Genomic DNA, 21318 nt, shown 5'->3' with positions numbered 1-21318 from the left:
TTTTCCTATCAGTTAAATCAAAAAAGTCACGATTATTTTTATTTTGGCTCAAATGTCATCACATAACCACAATGATCGGACACTTTGCCGTAATCCGTGTCGGTAAATAAAACCTTGCTCGAAGTCACGCTTAATTGACTGGTTTTATGCATAAAAATGTAATCGATACGATAATCGTCCATGGGCTGGTTTTGCCAATACGGATCATTAACCTGGACAACTTTATGGGCTATATCCGGTGAATTGGCGACTAAAAATTGATCGTCATAATCATTAAAATCCATCACTAATCGATAACCTTTTGAGTCTGGCGTAATATTAAAATCGCCGCACAACAAGGTAGCTAGCACTTCCTTAGTATGGTTTTCAGCAGCCCAGTCACGCAAGCTTTCAAATTGCGGGGCAAAACCATCTTCCCACCAGCTTAAATGTGCTGAATAAATATTAATCAATCCTATATAAGGCACTTGCACCTGAGCCATCGCCACTTTTCTGGAATGGATGCTGTAGATATCATGGCTTTGGGAGACATAACGGGCATCTGTTTCAAGCAGCGGATAACGGCTTAAAATGGCAATACCTTCACGGTATTGATCAAAGCCTTTGTGTGACCAATCAGCATAAATGTAATAAGGCTTGGCCAGGCGATCATTAATGATTTTTGCTGCATTTGAATGCCAATCACCGGCACCATTGTTCCAAAATTCCGCCGCTTCCTGAAAACACACTACGTCCACAGCCAAATCATCAATAGCCTTGGCAATTTGGGAAAATTTGGCATCCTGATTATCTTCCTGATAACAATGCAAATTAAGAATCATGACGGTTAACGGGGCACGGCTGATGGAATAGTTTTTACCGTAATGATTATCCCACAGCAGCTGATCATCACCTTCACAGGCAATACAATACTGCACCCGAAAAACCTGATTAATTTTTAGCGCACCATGCCAAATTTGCACAGCCTCCTGATTGGGATTTCTGGCATTGCTGTGCGATTTGTCATCCCAATAAGTTCTTTTAAACTGACATGGCGTTTTATAAACCGTTTGCCAATTATCTGTCGTCCAATGCACGGTAACTTTTTTTGCCTGAAGCTTGGAGTTGACGGCTACGGTAATGGGCAAAGAGTGTTGATTATTCGCCAATCTATCGTTAAACGCGATATTCAAAACCTGAAAATCCTGAGCTATCTTAATGCCAGAATCAGCTTGGCTGGTATAATTCAAGCCGCCGCGATTCTCCCAATATTCGTTAGCTAGAGCGCGATAGCGTATGCCAAATTCGATATTACCTGGCAATGAATACACTGCGGTTAACTGAAATAATGCGCTGGCACACCAGTATTCCCATCTGTCATCCAGCGTGCTGTGATAGCTTGCAGGCAGTGTTTGCCATATACCGTCTTCACCGCGCCAAACAACATCAATTTGTTTCGTGGGATGAGTATTTTCCACACGCATAAAAAAGCTTAAGGCTTGTTGAACCTGTCCTTTTTTTCTGGTGAAGATATTTTCGATATAAAGTAGTTGAATTTTTTCCATGCTGGGTTGCTTATTTATAACGGGATAGGTTTGCAATAGATTACAGTTTATCCCACCTTTCGGTCACTGCCATTAAGTTAATGGCTTTTGATTCTCGAACGGTAGTTTTGTAGCTTGGGGCGGGGTAACGAACCCCAACGATAAGATATGTAATGTGTTGGGGTTCCTAACGTCACCCCAATCTACCGCTGTAATAGTGCATTTTGTCCCCGTTTAAGTGGAACCCACTCTTCTACTAGTGCTCGGATGTCTTTTGCACACGGCTACCCGAAGCACATTAATCTCGAAAATCAATCTCAGGAAAGATATTATCCATGATTTCCAAGGCACTGACATAACGTTCGTTAAGCCGATTTTTGCGTAGTCCATCATGCAAATAATTAAACCGCGCCAGATGATCCATAATGCGCTTTTTAGCATAATCGACAGTGGTGCCCGATTTCATGATAAAAGGCCAATCCGAAGCTTGCGCCAATAAAATTGATCGGGCCGCTTGATTCAGCGCCCGTTCCTGCAAAGGTGTTAAGGCAAGCCCTGCAAGATCACGGGCTAGTTTTTCCATTTCAGCCTGAGCTTTGTGCAGTAAAGGATATATCCAGTCATTGGATTCATTGATCCAGTAACTGTAATAACCCTCATCGCCCCAAGTGGATGCAGAAGGCTGCGCCACCTGATGCGATGTAATTTGTTGTAGATAATCGCTACAGGTGATTAACTGCACGTTATTCTCATCTTGACTTGCCAGTCGTAATACATTTTCCAGCCAGCACGGGCCTTCGCACCACCAATGGCCAAACAATTCTGCATCATAAGGCGCGATGATGATCGGTGGACGATCCATAGTGGCGCTTAGCCCGTTAATTTGCTGTTGGCGTTTGTCGATAAAATCGTGCGCATGTTGATGCGCTTTGGCTAACGCCTTACGGGGATCATAAACTTCCTTAGCTGGGTCTTTACCGGTTATACGATGGTATTTAATGCCGGTATTGGTACGAATTTTTTCATCCAGGATATAAGGCGCGATGAGCTCTAAATCCAGTTCAAAACCGATATCTGAATAATACTCACGGTAATCCACATCGCCTGGATATCCTTCTTGGGCGCTCCACACTTGCCGCGATGATTGCGGATCACGTCCAAAAGCGACGACACCATTACCGCAATCAACAGGCGCATAAACGCCATTTTTTGGCGCTGGATTTGCATCCATAATACCGTGGCTATCCACAAAAAAATACGGGATGCCAAATTCAGCAAGATGCGTTTCCAATCCTGGATAATACGCACATTCCGGCAACCAAAAACCAGCAGGAGCAAAACCCAGGGTGGCTTTAAAGGTATCAATACCTATCTTGATCTGGTTACGAACCGCAGTTTTACTGACATTAAGTAACGGCAAAAAACCATGGGTTGCCGCTGTGGTTATCAGTTCAAGATGACCTGCGGCACGATGTTTTTTAAATGCTGCCAGTAAATCACCCCCATACCGGTTTTGATACGTGTCCAAACAATGTCGAAAAAACCGTCGATATAACCGAGCCAGTTTCTGATACTGGCGTTGATGACGGGTTCTGATAATTTCTTGCTCGGCCAATTCTAAGCGTTGGTGCAAATATCGCAAGTAGCGTGCTTGCAGTAATTCATCGCGTAGCATACAAATAAGCGGTGGCGACAAAGACAACGTTAGGGCAAAATCAATACGGTCTTCTTGTAATCGATCAAGCACAGTAATTAACGGTAAATAGCATTCGGTAATGGCTTCAAACAACCAGTTTTCTTCAAAAAAACTATCGTATTCCGGATGCCGGACATAAGGCAGGTGGGCATGCAAAATAATACTGACAAAACCGGGTACGCAAGGCTTTGCAATGGACATCTGTCCAGAATCTAGTGTTTTTTTTATCATTAGGAGTGGCGACTGCCTGATCCAGAGGTGTTTTTAGCCGTATTTTTTGACTGGGCTTGTAACGCTGTTTCAGGCGTTACTTTGTGGTATGTCATCGTATTAGCTGGATAAGTATTGGCGAGAGTAGAATGCACAAACGTAATGAAGCGGCCATCAGAACGGTGTTCGCCAATAGCAACCGAATAAGCACTGTTATGCGTTAATACAGGCAAAGGTATTTTTTGTCGTGTTTGACCTGCTTGAATAGGCATATCTTGCCATGATTTTTTAACAACTGATCCAATTTGTTTAGGTGCGCTATACACTCTCAAAGTCAGCGGGATGGGCGCTGTTTTTTCTGGAATATTCGCCGTTTCTTGGGAAAAATTCCAGTAGGCGTACATAGAAGCTGGATCAACAGGCAGCAATACCAAGGTGTTACTTTGAGCTAAAGAAGCAACGGGGAATTGAAACTTCCTGCTAATGTCTTCGCTAATTTCCAGTAATTCTGTTCGTGACAGTTTACTGGTGGTTTTTGGTTTTGACTTGGCAATTGTGGTCTCAAAAATAGGCGAAAAATGCTCACTGATTTCTTGACTGATAGCCAGTAATTGGCTGGCTGAGAGCCTATCATTAAAATTATCAGGACGCATGAGCCTCGCCACATTCAGGACTGTTACAGTATGTACAGGACTTTAACACACGCTAAGCGGTTCCATTCGAAAATTAATGCCAGACTTTAATCTGCATTATCCAGCTCAAAAAATATCCATTTAATACGCGGATGCTCCAGCTTGATTTGCTTTTCCATAGCGTTGATTTCATTGACTGCACTTAATACCGCCATATCCGGTTTAAATTCAGCTTTAATGGTCAGCATTACCGCATTACCATGATTAATCGCCCAAATGTTAAGTACGTTTATTACGCTGGGCTGATTTTGTAAATAGTGCTCTACACGTTTTCTAATGCTGTCTTCAGCTTCACCAATCAACATCGAGTGCGTTTCAATACCAATTAAAATCGCTACAATAATTAATAACACGCCAATTAGCATTGAGCCTACGGCATCGTAGAGAACATTGCCGGTCAGCATGGTTAAACCCAGCATAATCATAGCGATAACCAAGCCAATTAATGCCGCAATGTCTTCACCAACGACTACCATCAATTCGCTGGAATGGGTTTCTCTAAACCATCGCCACAAAGAACGCTCACCTTTTTCAACCTCCATCGCTGCCATCGCACCTTTTAAAGAAAAACTTTCCAGCGCAACGGCAATGATCAATACCAATAAGGCGATGCCTTCGTTTTCAATAGTATGAGGATTGTTATAACGCCCCCAACCTTCATGCACAGAAAACACGCCGCCTACCGAAAACAAAATGATGGCAACCATCATGGACCAAATATAAGACTCCCGGCCAAAACCCATCGGATGCTTGCGGGTGGGCTTTTTTGTTGAGCGTTTTAAACCAATAAACAGTAATATCTGGTTACCGCAATCGGCGTAAGAATGGATAGCTTCCGCCAATAAAGAACCTGATCCTGTCCACAAGGCTATACCGGTCTTGGCGATAGCAATCGCTAAATTAGCAGAAAAGGCGTAAAAAATGGCAGTAGTTGAATTCGCAGTCGACATAGGCTTTAACAAAAGTTAATTAAGATCATATTAATGACGTGCATTGTAACGCTGTAATTCGCGCATGGCCATTTTCTGGTAAGAAGCGTTATCGAGTTTAATCCAGAGATTCATTACAAAATAACCGTAAGGCATTTTTGGCCCGGCATCGGAATAACTGATTTCGTAAAAGCGTTTGTTCTCATCTTGATGGTGGCCAATGTGATGAGACAGCCCCATCAGTACATGGCGTGTCAACCAGGAATTACTTACCCAGCCATAAGTATTGCCATAATGGCTATCCGTCAGGCCCCAATGCTGAAAATAATTGACCGCCTCCAAAATGCGCACGGCGGCAAAGGCTTGGTACAAAAACATAACTGCGGCCAGCCAACCAAATACCACAATAATGCTAATAAGCAATAACGTTTCAATTAGCAAACCATGCAAAACCTGATTTTTAAATAACCGCGCTAAACCTTTAACTGCGCCTAAACGTGTTTGCTCAGAACTCCAGGCATAGCACCAATAACCCCTATAAACGCGGCGCCAATAATCCTTAAAATTTTCATTCAAACGCGCGGTAGCAATATCTTCCGGCATTCCAAGGCTCAGGTGATGACCTCTTTTGTGGGTTATGACAAAATGCTCATAAAACACGCTACACAATAATAGCCGACCCAATAGCTGCTGATAACTTTGCGGCCGGTGTATTAACTCATGCGCCACCACAATACCGGAAGTCCCTGAACTGGTCGCTACCAGAAACCTGAGTGCAATCAAGTTAACAATACCCAGCAATATATCGCTGTGCGTTTGCCAGTGCAGTTGGCTGACATAATGCGACATTAAGCCTATATTAATTAGCTGCAATAGACTTAGCGCATACAAAATGCCGTCATAAAATATGCCGTTATAAGCATCATCATCCTGATGAGTGTCGGCTTCAATATTTAGCCCATCAACCAGCAGTATGCCAATAAAAGGCAACGTCCATAATACTGTTTCATGAAAAGCGTACGGGCCATTGGTCAAAAACAACAGCGTAGTGATGGGTAATATAAAACAAAGTAAATAACTCAACCGCGCTGCCAAAGACGTTTCTAGTGGCTTTATTTTATAGTGATTTAAATTAATTATTTTAACCTCCTCAAAGCATCAAGTATAAAATCGTTATCGGAAACCAACGTTGTTTTCTACACCAACCGCTGCCATTAAGTTATGCGCAGTTAATTTGGAGCTTTATCTTTTTTTAGCCAATATTTTACTATCAGCGCATATTTAAATACCGTACCCACCGACTGTAATGAACAATAGCCGGTATAAATGCGCCGCCAGTGATTTTGCATAGCCTGTTTACCTTGTCTTGCTAATATGTCATCCATATAGTGTTGAATGGCTTTAACAGCCAGCGCCGTATGGCCAGTAGCGACGTTATCAATGGAAATATGCACATTAACAATGGCCGGATTTATACCATAAAACTTTAGTTCTTGTGCCAAACGCAAGTAAACCTTGCCCAGGCCACTGATTTCTATAGCCATGTTTAAGCCTAAAAGTTCAGGCAAAAAAGCACTCGGAAATTTGGAAATAGCCATTAAATACACTGGAATATCAAACGCACTATCAATAAAACCTGAATATTCACTAAAGGCCTGACTATGCAGCGGTGCCAGGTTAATTCCTACACTATCCAGCAACTGCTGATAAATAAACGGGTGATTTTGTTCCAGAATGCCGTTGCCGGTTTCATCTTCATAAATTTTGAACAGAATATCACCGATAGTACTATTAGCACAAAAGCTCAGTTGTTTGCAGTGTTGCAACCAGCAACCATCCGTCAATATGGCGGGTGCAAATTGTTCAATCCCCCAGATATAAGCCTGTTTAGATAGCCTAGGCGCAGCTTTTAGCGGTTGGTAATTATCCACTTCTGCTTGGTAAATACCCTGTATATAATCGGCAAATACTGGGTGGCTATAATGTTTAAAAGGTAATCGGTTAAGGCATTGCGCTCGCCATAATACATTGTGAACATGCTGCCTGGCTTTGCTAAGGACACCTGGAAATACATCGGCGTTAATTAAATAATAATACAGCTGCCTATGATTGAGTTGGCTGTATTGGGTAACATCAGCCGTTACTTTACAATCATAATGGGGTAATGCAAACGGGATTTTTTCGGGTTTATCCCATTGTGACGACAGCGTTACCGCACCTTCCAAAATCCAAGCTCTTAGTAGCTGTTTTTCCGCCTGATTTAACACGCCAAACATCGGGCCACCAAAGTCAAATAACTTTAGTAATACGCTGCGCTCAGGCATGGTTTTATTAATATAAGCAGATTGTTTTAAGGCGGCCTGAAACTCTTCCCCCTTGAATGGGTCTTGTGCAAACCATTCATCCAGGCCTTTATCGGCGAGCTTAATATTACCGTGATGGCCTACCGCTTTAGGGGCTATACGCTGTAACAACTGCACAATAGCCTGCTGTGGCGATAAGGAATCATAGTGTTGTGCTAATTGACAACATTGGACTTGTTGCTGATACAAATAAAAACCGCTTTGCACCCGATACCAAAGCGTTGCAGTGTGTTCTGGGAACAAGCCAATATAATCTTCAATAATAGCGGTAATAGCGGGTATTTGAGCACTCAATAGCCGCTGTCTGCTTGCTATAAACTGATGAACAGGCTCGCTAACGTCATCCTCTGAAAACAGTGCTGTTTGACAACATGCCAAGGTAAAGCCCAACATTTCCGCAAAAAATGTCCGGCAATGCAGTATAAACGCCAGTTGTAAGACGGCAAAATTAAACAGGCTATCATCAATGTCAGCTTGTTGAATAAATGCCCGACTGTGTAAAGCCGGGAGATTTAATCCACACAGCTGCAACAGCCCTTTAAAAAGTGGCACATAGGAGTCGCTGCCGGTTAGCTTTAAATACACCGCCATAATATCAACGGCAAGTGGCGATAGACTGGTAGCTGCTTGTGATACTGCGGATAAACTATAAAATTCAGTTAAAATAACGGGCGCGTAATGGCTTAAGTCTTCATGGTTTTTTAGCGGCGTTTGCGTAGATTTTACGTTTAACTGAGCAAGGCAATCGGGCTGATAAACACGGGACAACTGTTCACCATACAGTTGCTCCACTTCCCAGAATTGTTGTTTTAGATAACAATAGGCTTGCGGCAAAATTTCGGGGTGTTCGCTGCTGTGGATAAGCCCAAAAAACAACTCACGGCTATCCGGCAGTTTATCTAAAGATGTACTGGCCAGCCCTGAAAATACCGGCTGCAGGCCTGGATCAAAAGGGTGACTGTGTGCTTTCATAATGCGGTTTGGTAATCAAATAGTCATTAATCACCAGCACATCCAAGCCGGTGGTTAAAAATACCGCAAGCGCATCTTCCAGTGTATGAATCAACGGTTTGCCCATGACATTAAAACTGGTATTGAGCAACATGGGCACGTCGGTAAGCTGGTAAAAATGCTCGATGAGTTCATAAAATTTTGGATTGCATTCACGTTTGACAGTTTGCAAACGCCCGGTGCCGTCCACATGACACACCGCCGCAACACGCGCTTGTACGGTGTCTTTAATATGCAGCGTTTTATCCATATACGGTGATTCCTGACAGTTGTCAAAATAGTCGCTAGCATGCTCGTGTAATACTGATGGCGCAAATGGCCGGAATTTTTCCCTGAATTTAACATTCAAATTAATATGATCCTGCATGCTGGCATGGCGGGAATCGGCTAGTATAGAACGATTGCCCAACGCTCTTGGGCCAAACTCCGCTCTGCCCTGCACCCATGCTACCAATTTGCCTTCAGCCAATAAAGCCGCAGTCGCCTGACAAATATTATTTGGCAAATATTGAATATTCAAAGCGCCATTATATTTTATAAGCCGCTGTATTGCTTCACTGTCTATCTTTGAACCCAAATAAGGCGATAACAATTTTGCCGGATGTGCAGGTTGTGGTTGATGGCTATGAAAAGCCAGCCAAGCAGCGCCCAACGCACAACCGTCATCCGCTGGCGCAGACGGAACATGCACGTGTTTAAAAGGGGTACGCGTGGTAATTTGGCCATTGTAAGAAGAATTTAGCGCACACCCGCCTGCCAAAGTCAGATTTTCGTAACCGGTTACGGATTGCAGATGCGTTAACAGACGCGTCACCGTATCGCTAAAAAACACTTGGCCGGTAAAGGCTAAATCAGCGGCTAGGTTAATTGGAGCATCGGGATGCTGTTTAAACGCATCCAATTTATCTAGCTTCTCAACTACGCTGTTTGAAGTGTGGCGACAATCAAAGCCATCAATTTGAACAGTGGCGGCTAAAGCATCATAAAACGCCTGGTTCAGCTGCCCATAAGACGCTAAGCCCATGACTTTCCATTCTTCACCTTTTAACCAATCAAAACCGCACAGTTCGGTAATCTTCATGTAATACAACCCCAGACTTGCTGTTGCTATGCCGCGTGTTTCGTGGATTCGTTCAAGCTTTCGGTTACTGTAGCGGTAAAACGCCATAGCCCCGTGTTCGCCGTAAGAATCGATGACGGCACATGCCGCCTGTTCAAACGGGCTGCTGTAGCAAGCGGTGGCGGCATGGGTAAGATGATGGTCGTAATCTTCAAATGACAGCGTACAGCTGGGGTAATATTCTTGAATAATACGCACTGCATTTAAACCGGCACGTTCAATGCTGCTACGCTGGCACGCCATCATGTGATGGAGCTGGTAATTTTGCAACGGTGAACACAGTTTTTTAATGCCTTTTTTTAATAAACCCGGCGCAGATAAAAAGCCCAGGCCAGACATTAACGACTCATACAGCGGACGCTTATTACGCCAGTTGGTGGCAATCACAAGATGAGTGGGATTGGGGCAATATTGCGCTAATAATTCCGCTAACCTGAATAATTGATCGGGTTCGCAGTTAAGCGCACGTTTGTTTTGCAAATAACGTTCGGTAGCTTCAGCAAATAACACCTCCCCGTGCTCATCAATAATCGCCAGTGCCGAATCATGGTACGTTACCGATAAGCCGATATAATACTTACTCATCCTTTTTAGCCTTATAATTTTTTGATGTTCAGTTTTGTTCACAAAAAGTATTAACTTGCCATAATACAGGCTTAATTTCTTTGGTGTCGTGATTTCCAGCGAAAAAAGTTAGTTATAAAACCAATGGCCTTACCGATAACATTATTCATTACTTAGGCAAACTTACGCCAATATTAGCTGTTGTCAATAGTGGCCCGATAACACAACCTGTTTCTAAATACTATTGCCTGATAGAATCAGCTAAACTGAACCCCCTACGTTGATGAGCCAAATTGTCGCCATGCCTGATAATCCCATTGAATCCTTGCCGCCTACAATAGAAATCGCTGAACAACAAGGGCAACATAAAATTATACTATCAGGTGGTTGGGATTTACGCCGTGTCGCTGTCGCTAACCAACAACGCCAAGATATTAAACAGTATGCAACAGACAAAAACAACCTTTGGGATTTATCGGCAATTAGCAAGCTGGACAGCTCAACGGCATTGATGTTATGGCAGGCCTGGGGTGAAAAAATGCCCACCTCGCTGACTATAAAACCAGAGCATCAAGCGCTTTTTGAGCGCTGGCAAAACCAAAAAATACCCACGCCAGAGCCAAAAAAGCCCACTTTAAATACATTTTTAAACCAAAGCTACGATCAACTGAAAGAGGTAAAAGACCAGTTGCTGAATGGTGTAGGGTTATTAGGCCAATTAGTATTAGACAGCGGGTATCTGATTGTTAATCCTAATGCTGTCCCTTGGGCAGAAATTTCCAATACGATTTATGAGGCCGGCGTTAAAGCGCTGGGTATTACTGCCTTGGTGGGTTTTTTGATTGGTATTGTGTTAAGTTATTTATCGGCATTGCAACTAAAGTTATTTGGCGCAGAAATTTATATTATCGACATTCTGGGCATCAGCATCATCCGTGAACTAGGGCCATTACTAGCCGCTATTTTAGTGGCGGGGCGATCAGGTTCTGCCATGACTGCACAAATTGGTATTATGCGCGTTACCGAAGAACTTGATGCGCTGTCTGCGATGGGTATCTCGCATTCTTTACGTTTAATTTTGCCCAAAGTCGCCGCCCTTACCGTTGCCATGCCGTTACTCAGCGTCTGGACCAATGCCGCTGCGCTTATAGGCGGCATGCTTTCGGCACAATTTACCCTGGATATTAATTACCACCAGTTTTTTATTCAACTGCCCGATACGGTACCGTTAATTAATGTCTTTATCAGCTTGGGTAAAAGTGCGGTATTTGGTTTAATTATTGCGCTGGTCGCCTGCCATTTTGGCTTTCGTATTAAACCCAATACAGAAAGCCTGGGCCGTGAAACCACTAATTCTGTGGTTGCTGCCATTACCGCAGTGATTATGATTGATGCTATTTTTGCCATACTCTTAATGGATGTAGGTATGCCATGAGCACAGATTTAGGTAACGATAATTACGCCATCCGCATTGAACACGTCTATACACGTTTTGAGGATACCGACCAAGGCCCTGGAAAAGTGGTGCATAAAGACATTAATATGTGTCTTGAAAAAGGTGAAATACTGGGATTGGTGGGTGCATCCGGCGGCGGCAAAACCACGTTATTGCGGGAAATTATTGGCCTTCATCAACCCAGTCAAGGTGAAGTATTTGTGATGGGAAAATCATTGCAACATCTTGATAAGGCTACAGAAAGGAAAGCCGCTTTGCAAAGCTGTGGTGTCCTGTTTCAAAAGGGTGCATTATTCAGCGCCTTGGATATTTTTGATAATATAGCCTTTCCGTTACGTGAACTTGGTATAAAAGATGAGCCTCTAATAGAGCGTTTGGTGCTGATGAAATTAACCACAGTAGGATTAACAGACAATGATGCCAAACTTAAACCCGCAGATTTATCCGGCGGTATGATTAAACGCGTAGCACTGGCCAGAGCCTTGATAACTGAGCCTGATTTGCTGTTACTGGATGAGCCCACCGCAGGACTTGACCCCATTGCCAGTCAGGATTTTGTCGACTTGCTCCAGCAATTGCATAAAGAGCTTCAGTTTACTGTAGTTTTAGTCACCCATGACCTGGATGTATTACGGGATCTGTGTACTAAAATAGCGGTATTGGCAGATCAGCAGCTGATTGCGTTTGGCACCTTAGAGGCAGTGCTGGCAGGGCAACACCCGTTTATCCAGCAATTTTTTCATAATACCCGCGCCCAGCGAGTATTTCAGTACAAAGAGACGACTCATGGGTAAAACCAACCATGCCTTAATGACCGGTTTATTTTTACTGGCCTTAATCACAGCAACGGTAGCTATCATTTACTGGATAGGCCATCTTGAACGTGAACGCGACAACTATATCGTGGCCACGCAATCTTCTGTTTCCGGGCTGAACCCTGAATCCACGGTATTTTTTCGCGGTATTCCTGTGGGTAAGGTTACCCACATCAATTTTGACCCTGTCAATGCAGGCACTATCCTGATTGGCATTGAAGTTGACAAGGAAGTGATATTAACCAAAGGTGTGTATGCGACGCTGCATTTAAAAGGCGTCACCGGCCTTAACCAATTGGAACTGGAAGACACCAGCAAGAACCGTGAAAAACTTCTTCCAGGCGAAAACAGTGGCTACCGCATTCCTTTGAAGCCGTCTATTACCGATAAATTACTGGATTCCGGAGACGTGCTGTTAAAAAAAGCCGATCATTTGATGATGCGTTTGAGCGCGATATTAAGTGATGAAAATGAAAAAAACATCGGCGGCATACTCAGTAATATAAAAAGCCTTACCGACAAATTAAACGCCTTGCAAAAGAGCATTGATAAGGCACTCATTGGCGTACCTGAACTTAGCGCGGATGCGCACAAAACCTTAACGCATTTTGATGGCTTGTCGAAAGACTCCAGCACAACGCTGGCTCATATTAATAATTTAACCGCTGATTTACAAAGCCTCACCAAAGAAGTCAAAAAACTAAGCCAAAAAACCGGTAGTTTTATTAATAAAGCCGAAGGGCTGGTAGATAGCGGTAAAAACGCAGGCAACATGCTATCAGAAACCACGCTTCCTAAGGCCAATGCATTACTGGCCGACTTGCAATCTACCAGCCAACAAGTTAAACGCATTGCCATGATGCTGGAAAACAATCCCCAAGCCCTGTTACTGGGGCCTAAACAACAAACACCCGGCCCAGGCGAACCAGGCTATGAGGAATAACCATGATACCGATACGCTATAGTTTGGCATTTGTTTTGACAGTGCTGTTAACAGGCTGTGGAATTACCCCCAAGCAACCGGATGTCCATGATTTTGGTCTGGCGCCAACGGTTATTTATTCCAATAAACGCGCCATCCCCACCATTGATATCGATGCCCCCAAGTGGCTTTGGGATACGCGCATTCGCTACCGTTTATTGTACAAATCACCTACGCAGGTTAATTTTTATATGCTGCACCGATGGATTGCCACGCCTCCAGAGCTGTTTAAACAACAGTTAACCATGCAAGCCAACGCGTTACGCTATCCTTTATCGATTGTTTTTTTAGATTTTGAGCAGCAATTTACCAGCGCCAAACAGGCCAAAGTCTTTATGCGGATGTCGGTTACTGCCTTTTCAAGCGACAACAAACCTTTGGCAACGCGCGAGTTTCAATGGCAACGTTTAAGTCCATCAGCAGATGCAGAAGGGGCTGTGCAAGGTTTTGCTTATTTGGCACGTACTGCGGTGAGTGAGATTGACTCATGGTTAGCAGGTTTGCCTACCCGCTTAAACTGGGACAAATAAAAAAGATCAACAGCACACAACACATGATGTTTCGGCTCTTCCCGATTTCGTGTGGTGACCCTCAGTTAGCACAAAAATCTACTTATGCCAGTTTTTTATTGTGGTTAGGAGAACTTTTAAGTAACCTACCCCCTGGCTTGGCTTATCTGGAAATAATCCGTCAAATCTAATTACACTCATGGTCTTAAAAGCCATTATTGTGTTGGTATATGGCAGGTAACTTACTATTTTCAAGTCAACTAAGATATAAACATAACAATAAATAATTATAATTTGAGGAGGGTATGTGGTGTCACAAACATCTGCATCAGTTGTTGTCGCATTATTAATGGCACTCGTCGGAGTTTGGTTTGTACTCTGGCAATTACGGCACGTTCTTAGCTATGACACTGGCAATAAGACCATGCAAACGATTGCTGCGGCTATTCAAGAGGGCGCATCAGCATTTTTATCACGGGAATATCGCGTAATAGGCATTTTTGTTGCTATAGTCGCGGTTGTTATTACCACATTTTTACAATGGCAAACTGCACTGTGTTTCGTCATCGGCGCAGTAGCTTCAGCTGGTGCGGGTTATTTGGGTATGTATGTTGCCGTGCGCGCCAACGTGCGTACTGCCGCTGCGGCCAGCCGTGGCCTTCATGAAGGCTTACGGGTAGCGTTTGGTAGCGGTGCTATCATGGGCATGTCGGTGGTCAGCTTCAGTTTGATCGGCATGACTGTGTTATACCTGATATTCAAAGGCGACCCTAACCATTTGGTTTATATTACCGGTTTTGGTTTTGGTGCCAGCAGTATCGCTTTGTTTGCCCGTGTTGGCGGAGGTATTTTTACCAAAGCCGCTGATGTCGGGGCGGATTTGGTCGGCAAAATTGAAAAAGGTATCCCCGAAGATGATCCACGTAATCCTGCGGTTATCGCTGATAACGTCGGTGATAACGTCGGTGATGTGGCCGGCATGGGCGCTGACTTATTTGAAAGTTATAGTGGCTCAATCATTGCCGCCGCTACATTGGGCGCGGCAATCGGTGGTAAATCAGCGGCGGCTTTCATCGGCTTACCGTTTTTGGTAGCGGCGGTCGGCGTTATTTCCAGCTTGTTTGGCATCTATAAAGTTATTGGCAAAGCAGCGGATGTTACGGTAGCAATACCTGATGCATCGACCTCGTTGCAAAAACGCGCCATGTATTATTTGAATAAGCAAGTTGCAAAAATTGATGAAAATGCTAGTCTGGACGATTTGTTAAAGGCCTTGCGTGATTCAGTCTGGGGTGCATCTGCTGTTGTTTTAGTGCTGTCTTTGTTCTGTGTTATTGTCTCTGGTGTACATTTCAACTATTGGCTAGTTATTCTAGTGGGCTTGATTGCGGGTAACGGCATTGCCTATACCACGGAGTATTTCACCGCCTATACCGAAAAACCTACTCAAGCGATTGCTAAAGCCACTCAAACGGGGGCTGCGACTACGATTATTCAAGGTTTGGCAGTGGGCATGATGAGTACAGTTGCGCCGGTATTAATCACGGCATTTGCCATATTGGGTAGTATCTGGTTAGGTTATAAAGCCGATGGCACCATGGCGGCAGGTCTTTATGCAGTGGCTTTGGCAGGTGTAGGCATGTTGAGTACACTGGGCGTAACCTTAGCTACCGATGCTTACGGCCCTGTTGCCGATAATGCCGGCGGTATTGCAGAAATGAGTGGCCTGCCCAAAGAAGTGCGTCATCGTACTGATGCACTGGACAGCTTGGGTAACACCACAGCCGCTACTGGTAAAGGTTTTGCGATTGGTTCCGCTGTGTTAACTGCTTTAGCGTTATTAGCAGCTTATGTGACTGCGGCAAAAATAGAAAGCTTGAACATTTTAGGCCCAACCATGCTACCAGGCATTTTAATTGGTGCCATGATGCCGTACTTGTTTTCAGCCTTGACCATGATGGCCGTCGGTAAAGCAGCCCATGAAATTGTGCTGGAAGTGCGTCGCCAGTTCCATGAAATTCCAGGCTTAATGGAAGGCACGGGCAAGCCGGATTATAAAGCTTGCGTGGGCATTAGTACTGAAAGCGCTTTACGTGAAATGATCTTGCCAGGCGCATTGGCGGTTATCGTACCGATTGTGGTAGGGCATGTGCTCGGTAAAGAAGCACTGGCTGGACTTCTGGTGGGGACGATGTCTTCTGGATTTTTGCTGGCCGTTATGATGGCGAATGCTGGCGGGGCTTGGGATAATGCCAAAAAACTCATCGAAACCGGTGAGTACGGCGGCAAGGGCTCTGATTCACATAAAGCGGCAATTGTCGGCGATACCGTTGGCGATCCTTTCAAAGATACCAGCGGCCCTGCTTTAAATATTTTAATTAAACTCATGACCATTGTTAGCTTGGTATTTGCCAATTCCTTTGGCTCGGGCTGGTTAAGTTTTTAATTAGGCTGTTTCACACTCACGTCATACCCACACCGTAGAGACGCAAAATCTTGCGTCTCTATTTAATGGCGGTAATACCTAGATGATTTTCTCCATTATTATTCCTACCCTGAACGAAGCTGAAAATATTAAGGCGTGTTTGCTGGCTTTGCAGCCCTTACGACAACACTGTGAAATTATTATTGCTGATGGCGGCAGTACCGATACCACACGCATCCAGGCATTAGCTTTAGTCGATAAAATTATTTTGTCACCGCGTGGCCGTGCCAAACAAATGAACAACGGCGCAACAAAAGCGAGCGGTGATGTTTTTATTTTCCTGCATGCTGATACTTATTTGCCAGACAATGCGTTAGCTTCTCTTCAAGAGCAATCGGAAAAAAATAATACGCACTGGGGACGTTTTGACATTCAGCTAGATAGCCAGCATTTAGTATTAAAAATCGTCGCACACATGATTAACTGGCGCTCACGTCTTACTGGGATAGCGACTGGCGATCAGGCTATTTTTGTTACACGGACTACTTTTTTCGATATCGGCGGGTATCCTGAAATTGAGCTTATGGAAGATATTGCCTTATGCCATCTATTAAAAAAAATTGGTCCACCGCTGTGTTTAAAAGCCAAAGTAACGACTTCTGCGCGGCGCTGGGAACAGTTTGGAATTCGCAAAACCATCTTGCTAATGTGGCTAATACGTGTACGTTACTATTTTGGCGCTGCCCCTTCGGAATTAGCAAAGCTTTACCGTGACGGAAAACTATGGAAAACCTGATTCGCCTATCCGCTGCCCTAGGCATTTTCGGCATCATGATTTGCTGGGAGTATTTAAAACCCAAAAGACACACTTCCATAAGCCGCAAACAACGCTGGCCGATTAATTTAGGTTTGGCTGCATTTAATATGCTGCTGATGCGTTTTACCGTAGGTAGCCTTGCTTATTTGAGCGCAATAACCGCAAAACAGCATTCATGGGGGCTATTAAACCAGTTTTCTTTATCGGAATGGCTGGCAATTTTTATCTCTTGGCTAGCGCTGGATTTTGCCATTTATGGCCAACACATTGCGCTGCATAAGTGGCCATTATTGTGGCGGTTACATCAAATTCATCATACTGATTTAGAGTTTGATGCCACGACAGCGGTGCGTTTTCATCCGCTGGAAATTGTTTTATCTATGGTTTATAAAGTCATTTGTATTATTATTTTGGGGGCTCATCCACTCGCAGTTATTGCCTTTGAAATCATACTTAATGGTACGGCAACGTTTAATCACAGCAATATTGGTTTTTCTGAAAAAACCGATAAACTATTGCGCTGGCTTATTATTACGCCGGATATGCACCGTATTCATCATTCAACCCTACCTGCTGAAACCAACAGTAATTATGGTTTTTCTATTTCCTGCTGGGACCGTATGTGCAAAACCTATACGGCAAAAAGCCAACACGCGCAATCGACCATGCCTATTGGTTTAAATGCTTTTCGTAAGCCAACCGATTTAGGCTTTATGCGCTTATTATTGCTGCCTTTTAAACCTCTGCGGCGGGATTAATGCTGTATCAATACCCCAATGCCGTTTTAATGGTTTTTTGTAAAGCGCCGGTTGCAGGACAGGTTAAAACTCGCTTGGCCAGTGCATTAACACCTGAGCAATGTGTAGACGTACATACTGAACTTAGTTTGAAAACGCTGGACTTGGTCACCCAAAGCAAGCTATGCCCAGTACAACTGTGGTGTAGCCCCTCTACCGAGCATACATTTTTTGCTTCAATCACAACCCAGTACACTATTTCACTTAGACAACAGCACGGTAATGATTTAGGTGAGCGCATGCACCATGCTTTCTGCTCGGCATTAAAGACCTATCGCCATGCTTTAATTATCGGTTGCGATTGCCCATCGTTAATGCAATCAGATTTAGTAGCAGCATTAACCGCGTTAACGGATGGCAATGATATTGTCTTGGCACCGGCAGAGGATGGCGGTTATGTCATGATTGGCCTTAACCAAGCCCACCCTGAGCCATTTGATGACATTCCCTGGGGCAAGCCACAGGTCATGGCAAAAACCCGCGAACGCATCACACAGTACAATTTTCAGCACGTTGAAATAAAAAAACAATGGGATGTGGATACGCCAGCGGATTTGCTGCGCTATTACGCTTTTATCAATAACACGGCCATGTGCTGAGCCTTTTTTAGTTATTATCAGGAAGATGAAAGGTTTTCTCTACCAATCCTGAAGGAGAAGCAGAAACAATATACACGGTTTTTGGGTTCACAAAAATGCCATCTGTGCCTAGATACTGCCATTGATAATCATCCACGATGGTCGATTTTACATCGATACTGGAAGACGTAACAGCAAGTACTGCAAGCCCTGTTGGCGCTATGGGCTGGGCAACCTTCACCTGTCCAGATTGTTCTAATACTATAGATTGAGATTCGCGAACGATAGCGGGCAATGTTTTATTTGATGCCATGATATGGCCATCCTGATCCAGTAAATACCCAAAGCCGCCGCCATTTTGATAAGCGCCGAGTATCAAAAATCGTTCAATTGAGGGCAAATAAGCCACGCTATAAGTGTAATATTTAACCGAGGTTTCTATCTCTAGATTTTTTAACACCAGCTTTTTCTGTTTAACATCCAGTATGGACATCATTAAACTGCTGTAAGTTTGTTTATCTACATAACGTTGCCACACTAAAGCGGCACGGGTTTTTGATCCCGCTACAAGAGGCCACCAGTCACGGCTGGCATCCCCTACCGCAACATCCACAGCACCTTCTGGTTTACCTTTAGAACTGTAGATTAATGCCTTCACATCATTGCCCGATCCTAAGTTGTCAACGCCGCCGCCACTCACCCAGTCATCAGAATAAAAAATGACAAAATGATTATCCACGGCAGCAACGTGCCCCGAATGTCCGCCATCATAAGCCATGCGTGGATAAGGCAGCACAGGATTCAAATTGAGATCATATACGCCATAACGTTGGGCAACTTCATTTGGGGTATGCCAGCCGTCTTCTGTGGTGACCATAATATTACCATCTGAGGAAATGGCGGTGCTGGCAGGTTCTTGCGCTTCTGGATTGGCAATGAGGATCTGTGGGGTGATTTTGGGATTTGCGGGATTAATCTTTGAATAATAAATATCATGCGGCCAACTACCATCTGGTTTTGCACCTGTAGGTGGATTACCGGAACTCGCCCACACCAGATAATAGTTGCCATCGGGTAACGGCACAAAATCCAGGCCGTGTTGGTAGGAGCGGTTGTCTACAGGAACATCGCTAACCGCGATAACTGGGGTACAACTTATTAAAGTTAATGCACATACGCTGTATGCCAAGTAATAAAATTGTTTAAACTGACGGGTTTGGGTCATGGTTAATATTGCCGTTGTAAAAATTGCACAGGGATTGGCTTTGCTTTTCCCGTGGGGATAATTTTTACATTTTATCGTATTTAACCCACGCTGCGGAGGCTGTTATGGAAGCAGTAAATTTGTGAGGACTTAAGTCGCAGGGTTTGAACGGCGGATGAACTAGACTTGAAGAGGATGTTTGCTGGTGATAACGAGACTAATCTTGTTATCACCAGTTTATATGGGCTGACTTTTAGAGATATTGCTGAGTTATTTATTCGTTTAACTTATGTTATAAATTAGTCGTCACTTAACTCTTGTTCATGTTTAGAGTTATGTGATTCACAACCTACATTTTTATCTTTGCCTTTTTGCTTTTTTAGTGGATGTGGCATGCAGTTATCGGCTGAACCTTTACCGCCATCTATTTTATTATTGCCTTCATCACCTGAAAGATCATCCGTGCCTAAACCGCCAGATATGCTGTCATTACCTAGGCCACCGGAAACCGAATCTTTGCCACTTTCGCCGCTCAAGTTATCGTTGCCTCCGCTACCTACCAAAATATCGTTGCCCGCACCGCCAGAAATTTTGTCGTCATCCGAGCCACCATTGATAGCATCATTATCAGCATTTCCATTTAGGGTATCTTTACCTGTGCCACCAGCGATTTGATCTTGGCCTGCGCCACCGGATATTGTATCTTTTCCAGAACCACCATTTATTTGGTCATCGCCTGCATCACCGATCAATTTATCATCACCGGCTTCACCGGTAATCAAATCATCACCCGCACCACCATTGGCTGTATCATTACCCGCATTTCCCTGAAGAGTATCGTTACCTGCACCACCTTCTATATAATCATTTCCTAAACCACCTGTAATCGTATCATCACCTTCATTGCTACAAATAACGTCGTTTCCACCTAAACCATTGATAATATCGTTGCCACCTAAACCTACGATAACATCGCGTTTTGGTGTTCCCGTTAATTTATCAGAACCTTGTGTCCCCACAATAGTCGCGGTCATGCCATGACAAGTGGGCTTTAATTGACCAAATGTCTTAATTGTTCCTGAAACGGGGATATAGTTTACGGGCACTGGTTTAATGCTATCTTCAATAATACCTGGATCAGGTGTAAGTTCTAACGGATCGGTAGTAATGTCTGCATCTACAGCCGTAACTTCCATTATTATTGGATCAACCGCAATAGTGTCTGGATCAGGCATAACCTCCAACGGTAGTGGATCAATAGTAATGATGCCTGGATCAGCTGTTACTTCCATTATTTTTGGATCAATAGCAACGAAGAGATCGGGAGTCGGAGTTGGCTCAATGACTGGATCCGGTATAACCCCCCCGACAAGGTTCATTACATCAACCACAGCTGTCTCAGCCATAGCGTGAGATGTAAAAAACGTACCCACAACTAATACGGTAGAAGTCAATATGCTGTTCTTCATAGACAAAATCCTGTTTTTGTATATTCAATAGTGATAGTTATCGAGCTTTATAATCGAATCCGGCTACCCACTTAAGGCGGGACACGGTGCAAGGCTTAACCGTTCGGCCTGAGCCTGTCGAAGGGTGGGCGGTTAAGCCGATCATGGTTCGACAAGCT

Annotated in this window: 17 protein-coding genes; 8 read left to right on the top strand and 9 right to left on the bottom strand. The window is 44.0% G+C overall.

Features of this window, described 5'->3' with window-relative positions; translation table 11 throughout:
* Nucleotides 1-38: 38 nt before the first annotated feature.
* From ACHZC4_RS02260 to ACHZC4_RS02230, 7 genes are all read right to left on the bottom strand, one after another.
* Entirely contained in the window at nucleotides 39-1544 is a 1506-nt protein-coding gene (locus tag ACHZC4_RS02260) for an endonuclease/exonuclease/phosphatase family protein (RefSeq protein WP_394752150.1), read from the bottom strand.
* Between the two features lie 277 nt (nucleotides 1545-1821).
* On the bottom strand, nucleotides 1822-3450 hold the full coding sequence (locus ACHZC4_RS02255; RefSeq protein ID WP_394752149.1) for a glycoside hydrolase family 57 protein: 1629 nt from the start codon (nucleotides 3448-3450) through the stop codon (nucleotides 1822-1824).
* The gene (locus tag ACHZC4_RS02250; RefSeq protein WP_394752148.1) at nucleotides 3450-4082 is read right to left on the bottom strand and encodes a DUF4912 domain-containing protein; all 633 of its coding nucleotides are present in this window, start codon (nucleotides 4080-4082) and stop codon (nucleotides 3450-3452) included. Before ACHZC4_RS02250 ends, ACHZC4_RS02255 begins: the two co-directional genes overlap by 1 nt.
* An 86-nt stretch (nucleotides 4083-4168) precedes the next feature.
* Nucleotides 4169-5071, bottom strand: a complete 903-nt coding sequence (locus tag ACHZC4_RS02245) for a cation diffusion facilitator family transporter (protein ID WP_394752147.1) — start codon at nucleotides 5069-5071, stop codon at nucleotides 4169-4171.
* A 30-nt stretch (nucleotides 5072-5101) separates the two neighbouring features.
* A complete protein-coding gene (locus ACHZC4_RS02240; protein ID WP_394752146.1) occupies nucleotides 5102-6133 on the bottom strand; it encodes a fatty acid desaturase in 1032 nt (343 codons plus the stop codon).
* A gap of 146 nt (nucleotides 6134-6279) precedes the next feature.
* Nucleotides 6280-8385, bottom strand: a complete 2106-nt coding sequence (locus ACHZC4_RS02235) for an iron-containing redox enzyme family protein (protein WP_394752144.1) — start codon at nucleotides 8383-8385, stop codon at nucleotides 6280-6282.
* Nucleotides 8360-10129: a carbamoyltransferase gene (locus tag ACHZC4_RS02230; RefSeq protein ID WP_394752143.1), complete on the bottom strand. Its 1770-nt coding sequence runs from the start codon at nucleotides 10127-10129 to the stop codon at nucleotides 8360-8362. The genes ACHZC4_RS02235 and ACHZC4_RS02230 overlap by 26 nt, the downstream gene beginning before the upstream one ends.
* 262 nt (nucleotides 10130-10391) lie before the next feature.
* On the opposite strand from ACHZC4_RS02230, the gene ACHZC4_RS02225 reads away from it, so the two are divergent.
* From ACHZC4_RS02225 to ACHZC4_RS02190, 8 genes are all read left to right on the top strand, one after another.
* A complete protein-coding gene (locus tag ACHZC4_RS02225; protein WP_394752142.1) occupies nucleotides 10392-11543 on the top strand; it encodes an MlaE family ABC transporter permease in 1152 nt (383 codons plus the stop codon).
* Nucleotides 11540-12358, top strand: a complete 819-nt coding sequence (locus ACHZC4_RS02220; RefSeq protein ID WP_394752141.1) for an ABC transporter ATP-binding protein — start codon at nucleotides 11540-11542, stop codon at nucleotides 12356-12358. The genes ACHZC4_RS02225 and ACHZC4_RS02220 overlap by 4 nt, the downstream gene beginning before the upstream one ends.
* Complete coding sequence (locus ACHZC4_RS02215; protein WP_394752140.1) at nucleotides 12351-13322, top strand: MlaD family protein; 972 nt, start codon at nucleotides 12351-12353, stop codon at nucleotides 13320-13322. Before ACHZC4_RS02220 ends, ACHZC4_RS02215 begins: the two co-directional genes overlap by 8 nt.
* 2 nt (nucleotides 13323-13324) lie before the next feature.
* Nucleotides 13325-13891, top strand: a complete 567-nt coding sequence (locus ACHZC4_RS02210) for a hypothetical protein (RefSeq protein ID WP_394752139.1) — start codon at nucleotides 13325-13327, stop codon at nucleotides 13889-13891.
* Between the two features lie 328 nt (nucleotides 13892-14219).
* On the top strand, nucleotides 14220-16316 hold the full coding sequence (locus ACHZC4_RS02205) for a sodium-translocating pyrophosphatase (protein ID WP_394752156.1): 2097 nt from the start codon (nucleotides 14220-14222) through the stop codon (nucleotides 16314-16316).
* An 82-nt stretch (nucleotides 16317-16398) separates the two neighbouring features.
* Nucleotides 16399-17091 carry a TIGR04283 family arsenosugar biosynthesis glycosyltransferase gene (locus ACHZC4_RS02200; protein WP_394752138.1) on the top strand — a complete coding sequence of 231 codons (693 nt, stop codon included), beginning with the start codon at nucleotides 16399-16401 and terminating at the stop codon, nucleotides 17089-17091.
* Nucleotides 17079-17870: a sterol desaturase family protein gene (locus tag ACHZC4_RS02195; protein ID WP_394752137.1), complete on the top strand. Its 792-nt coding sequence runs from the start codon at nucleotides 17079-17081 to the stop codon at nucleotides 17868-17870. Before ACHZC4_RS02200 ends, ACHZC4_RS02195 begins: the two co-directional genes overlap by 13 nt.
* The gene (locus tag ACHZC4_RS02190) at nucleotides 17870-18508 is read left to right on the top strand and encodes a TIGR04282 family arsenosugar biosynthesis glycosyltransferase (RefSeq protein WP_394752136.1); all 639 of its coding nucleotides are present in this window, start codon (nucleotides 17870-17872) and stop codon (nucleotides 18506-18508) included. The genes ACHZC4_RS02195 and ACHZC4_RS02190 overlap by 1 nt, the downstream gene beginning before the upstream one ends.
* Before the next feature lie 7 nt (nucleotides 18509-18515).
* On the opposite strand, the gene ACHZC4_RS02185 is transcribed toward ACHZC4_RS02190, so the two are convergent.
* Nucleotides 18516-19712 (bottom strand): hypothetical protein, encoded by a 1197-nt coding sequence (locus tag ACHZC4_RS02185; RefSeq protein ID WP_394752135.1) that lies wholly within the window; start codon nucleotides 19710-19712, stop codon nucleotides 18516-18518.
* 278 nt (nucleotides 19713-19990) lie between these two features.
* The gene (locus tag ACHZC4_RS02180; protein WP_394752133.1) at nucleotides 19991-21160 is read right to left on the bottom strand and encodes a calcium-binding protein; all 1170 of its coding nucleotides are present in this window, start codon (nucleotides 21158-21160) and stop codon (nucleotides 19991-19993) included.
* Between the last annotated feature and the right edge of the window lie 158 nt (nucleotides 21161-21318).

Origin of the sequence: Crenothrix sp., assembly GCF_043729335.1 — a bacterium.
Classification (GTDB): domain Bacteria; phylum Pseudomonadota; class Gammaproteobacteria; order Methylococcales; family Methylomonadaceae; genus Crenothrix.
Note: the sequence above shows the minus strand (reverse complement) of the source record. Positions and strands in the feature narration are given on the sequence as shown.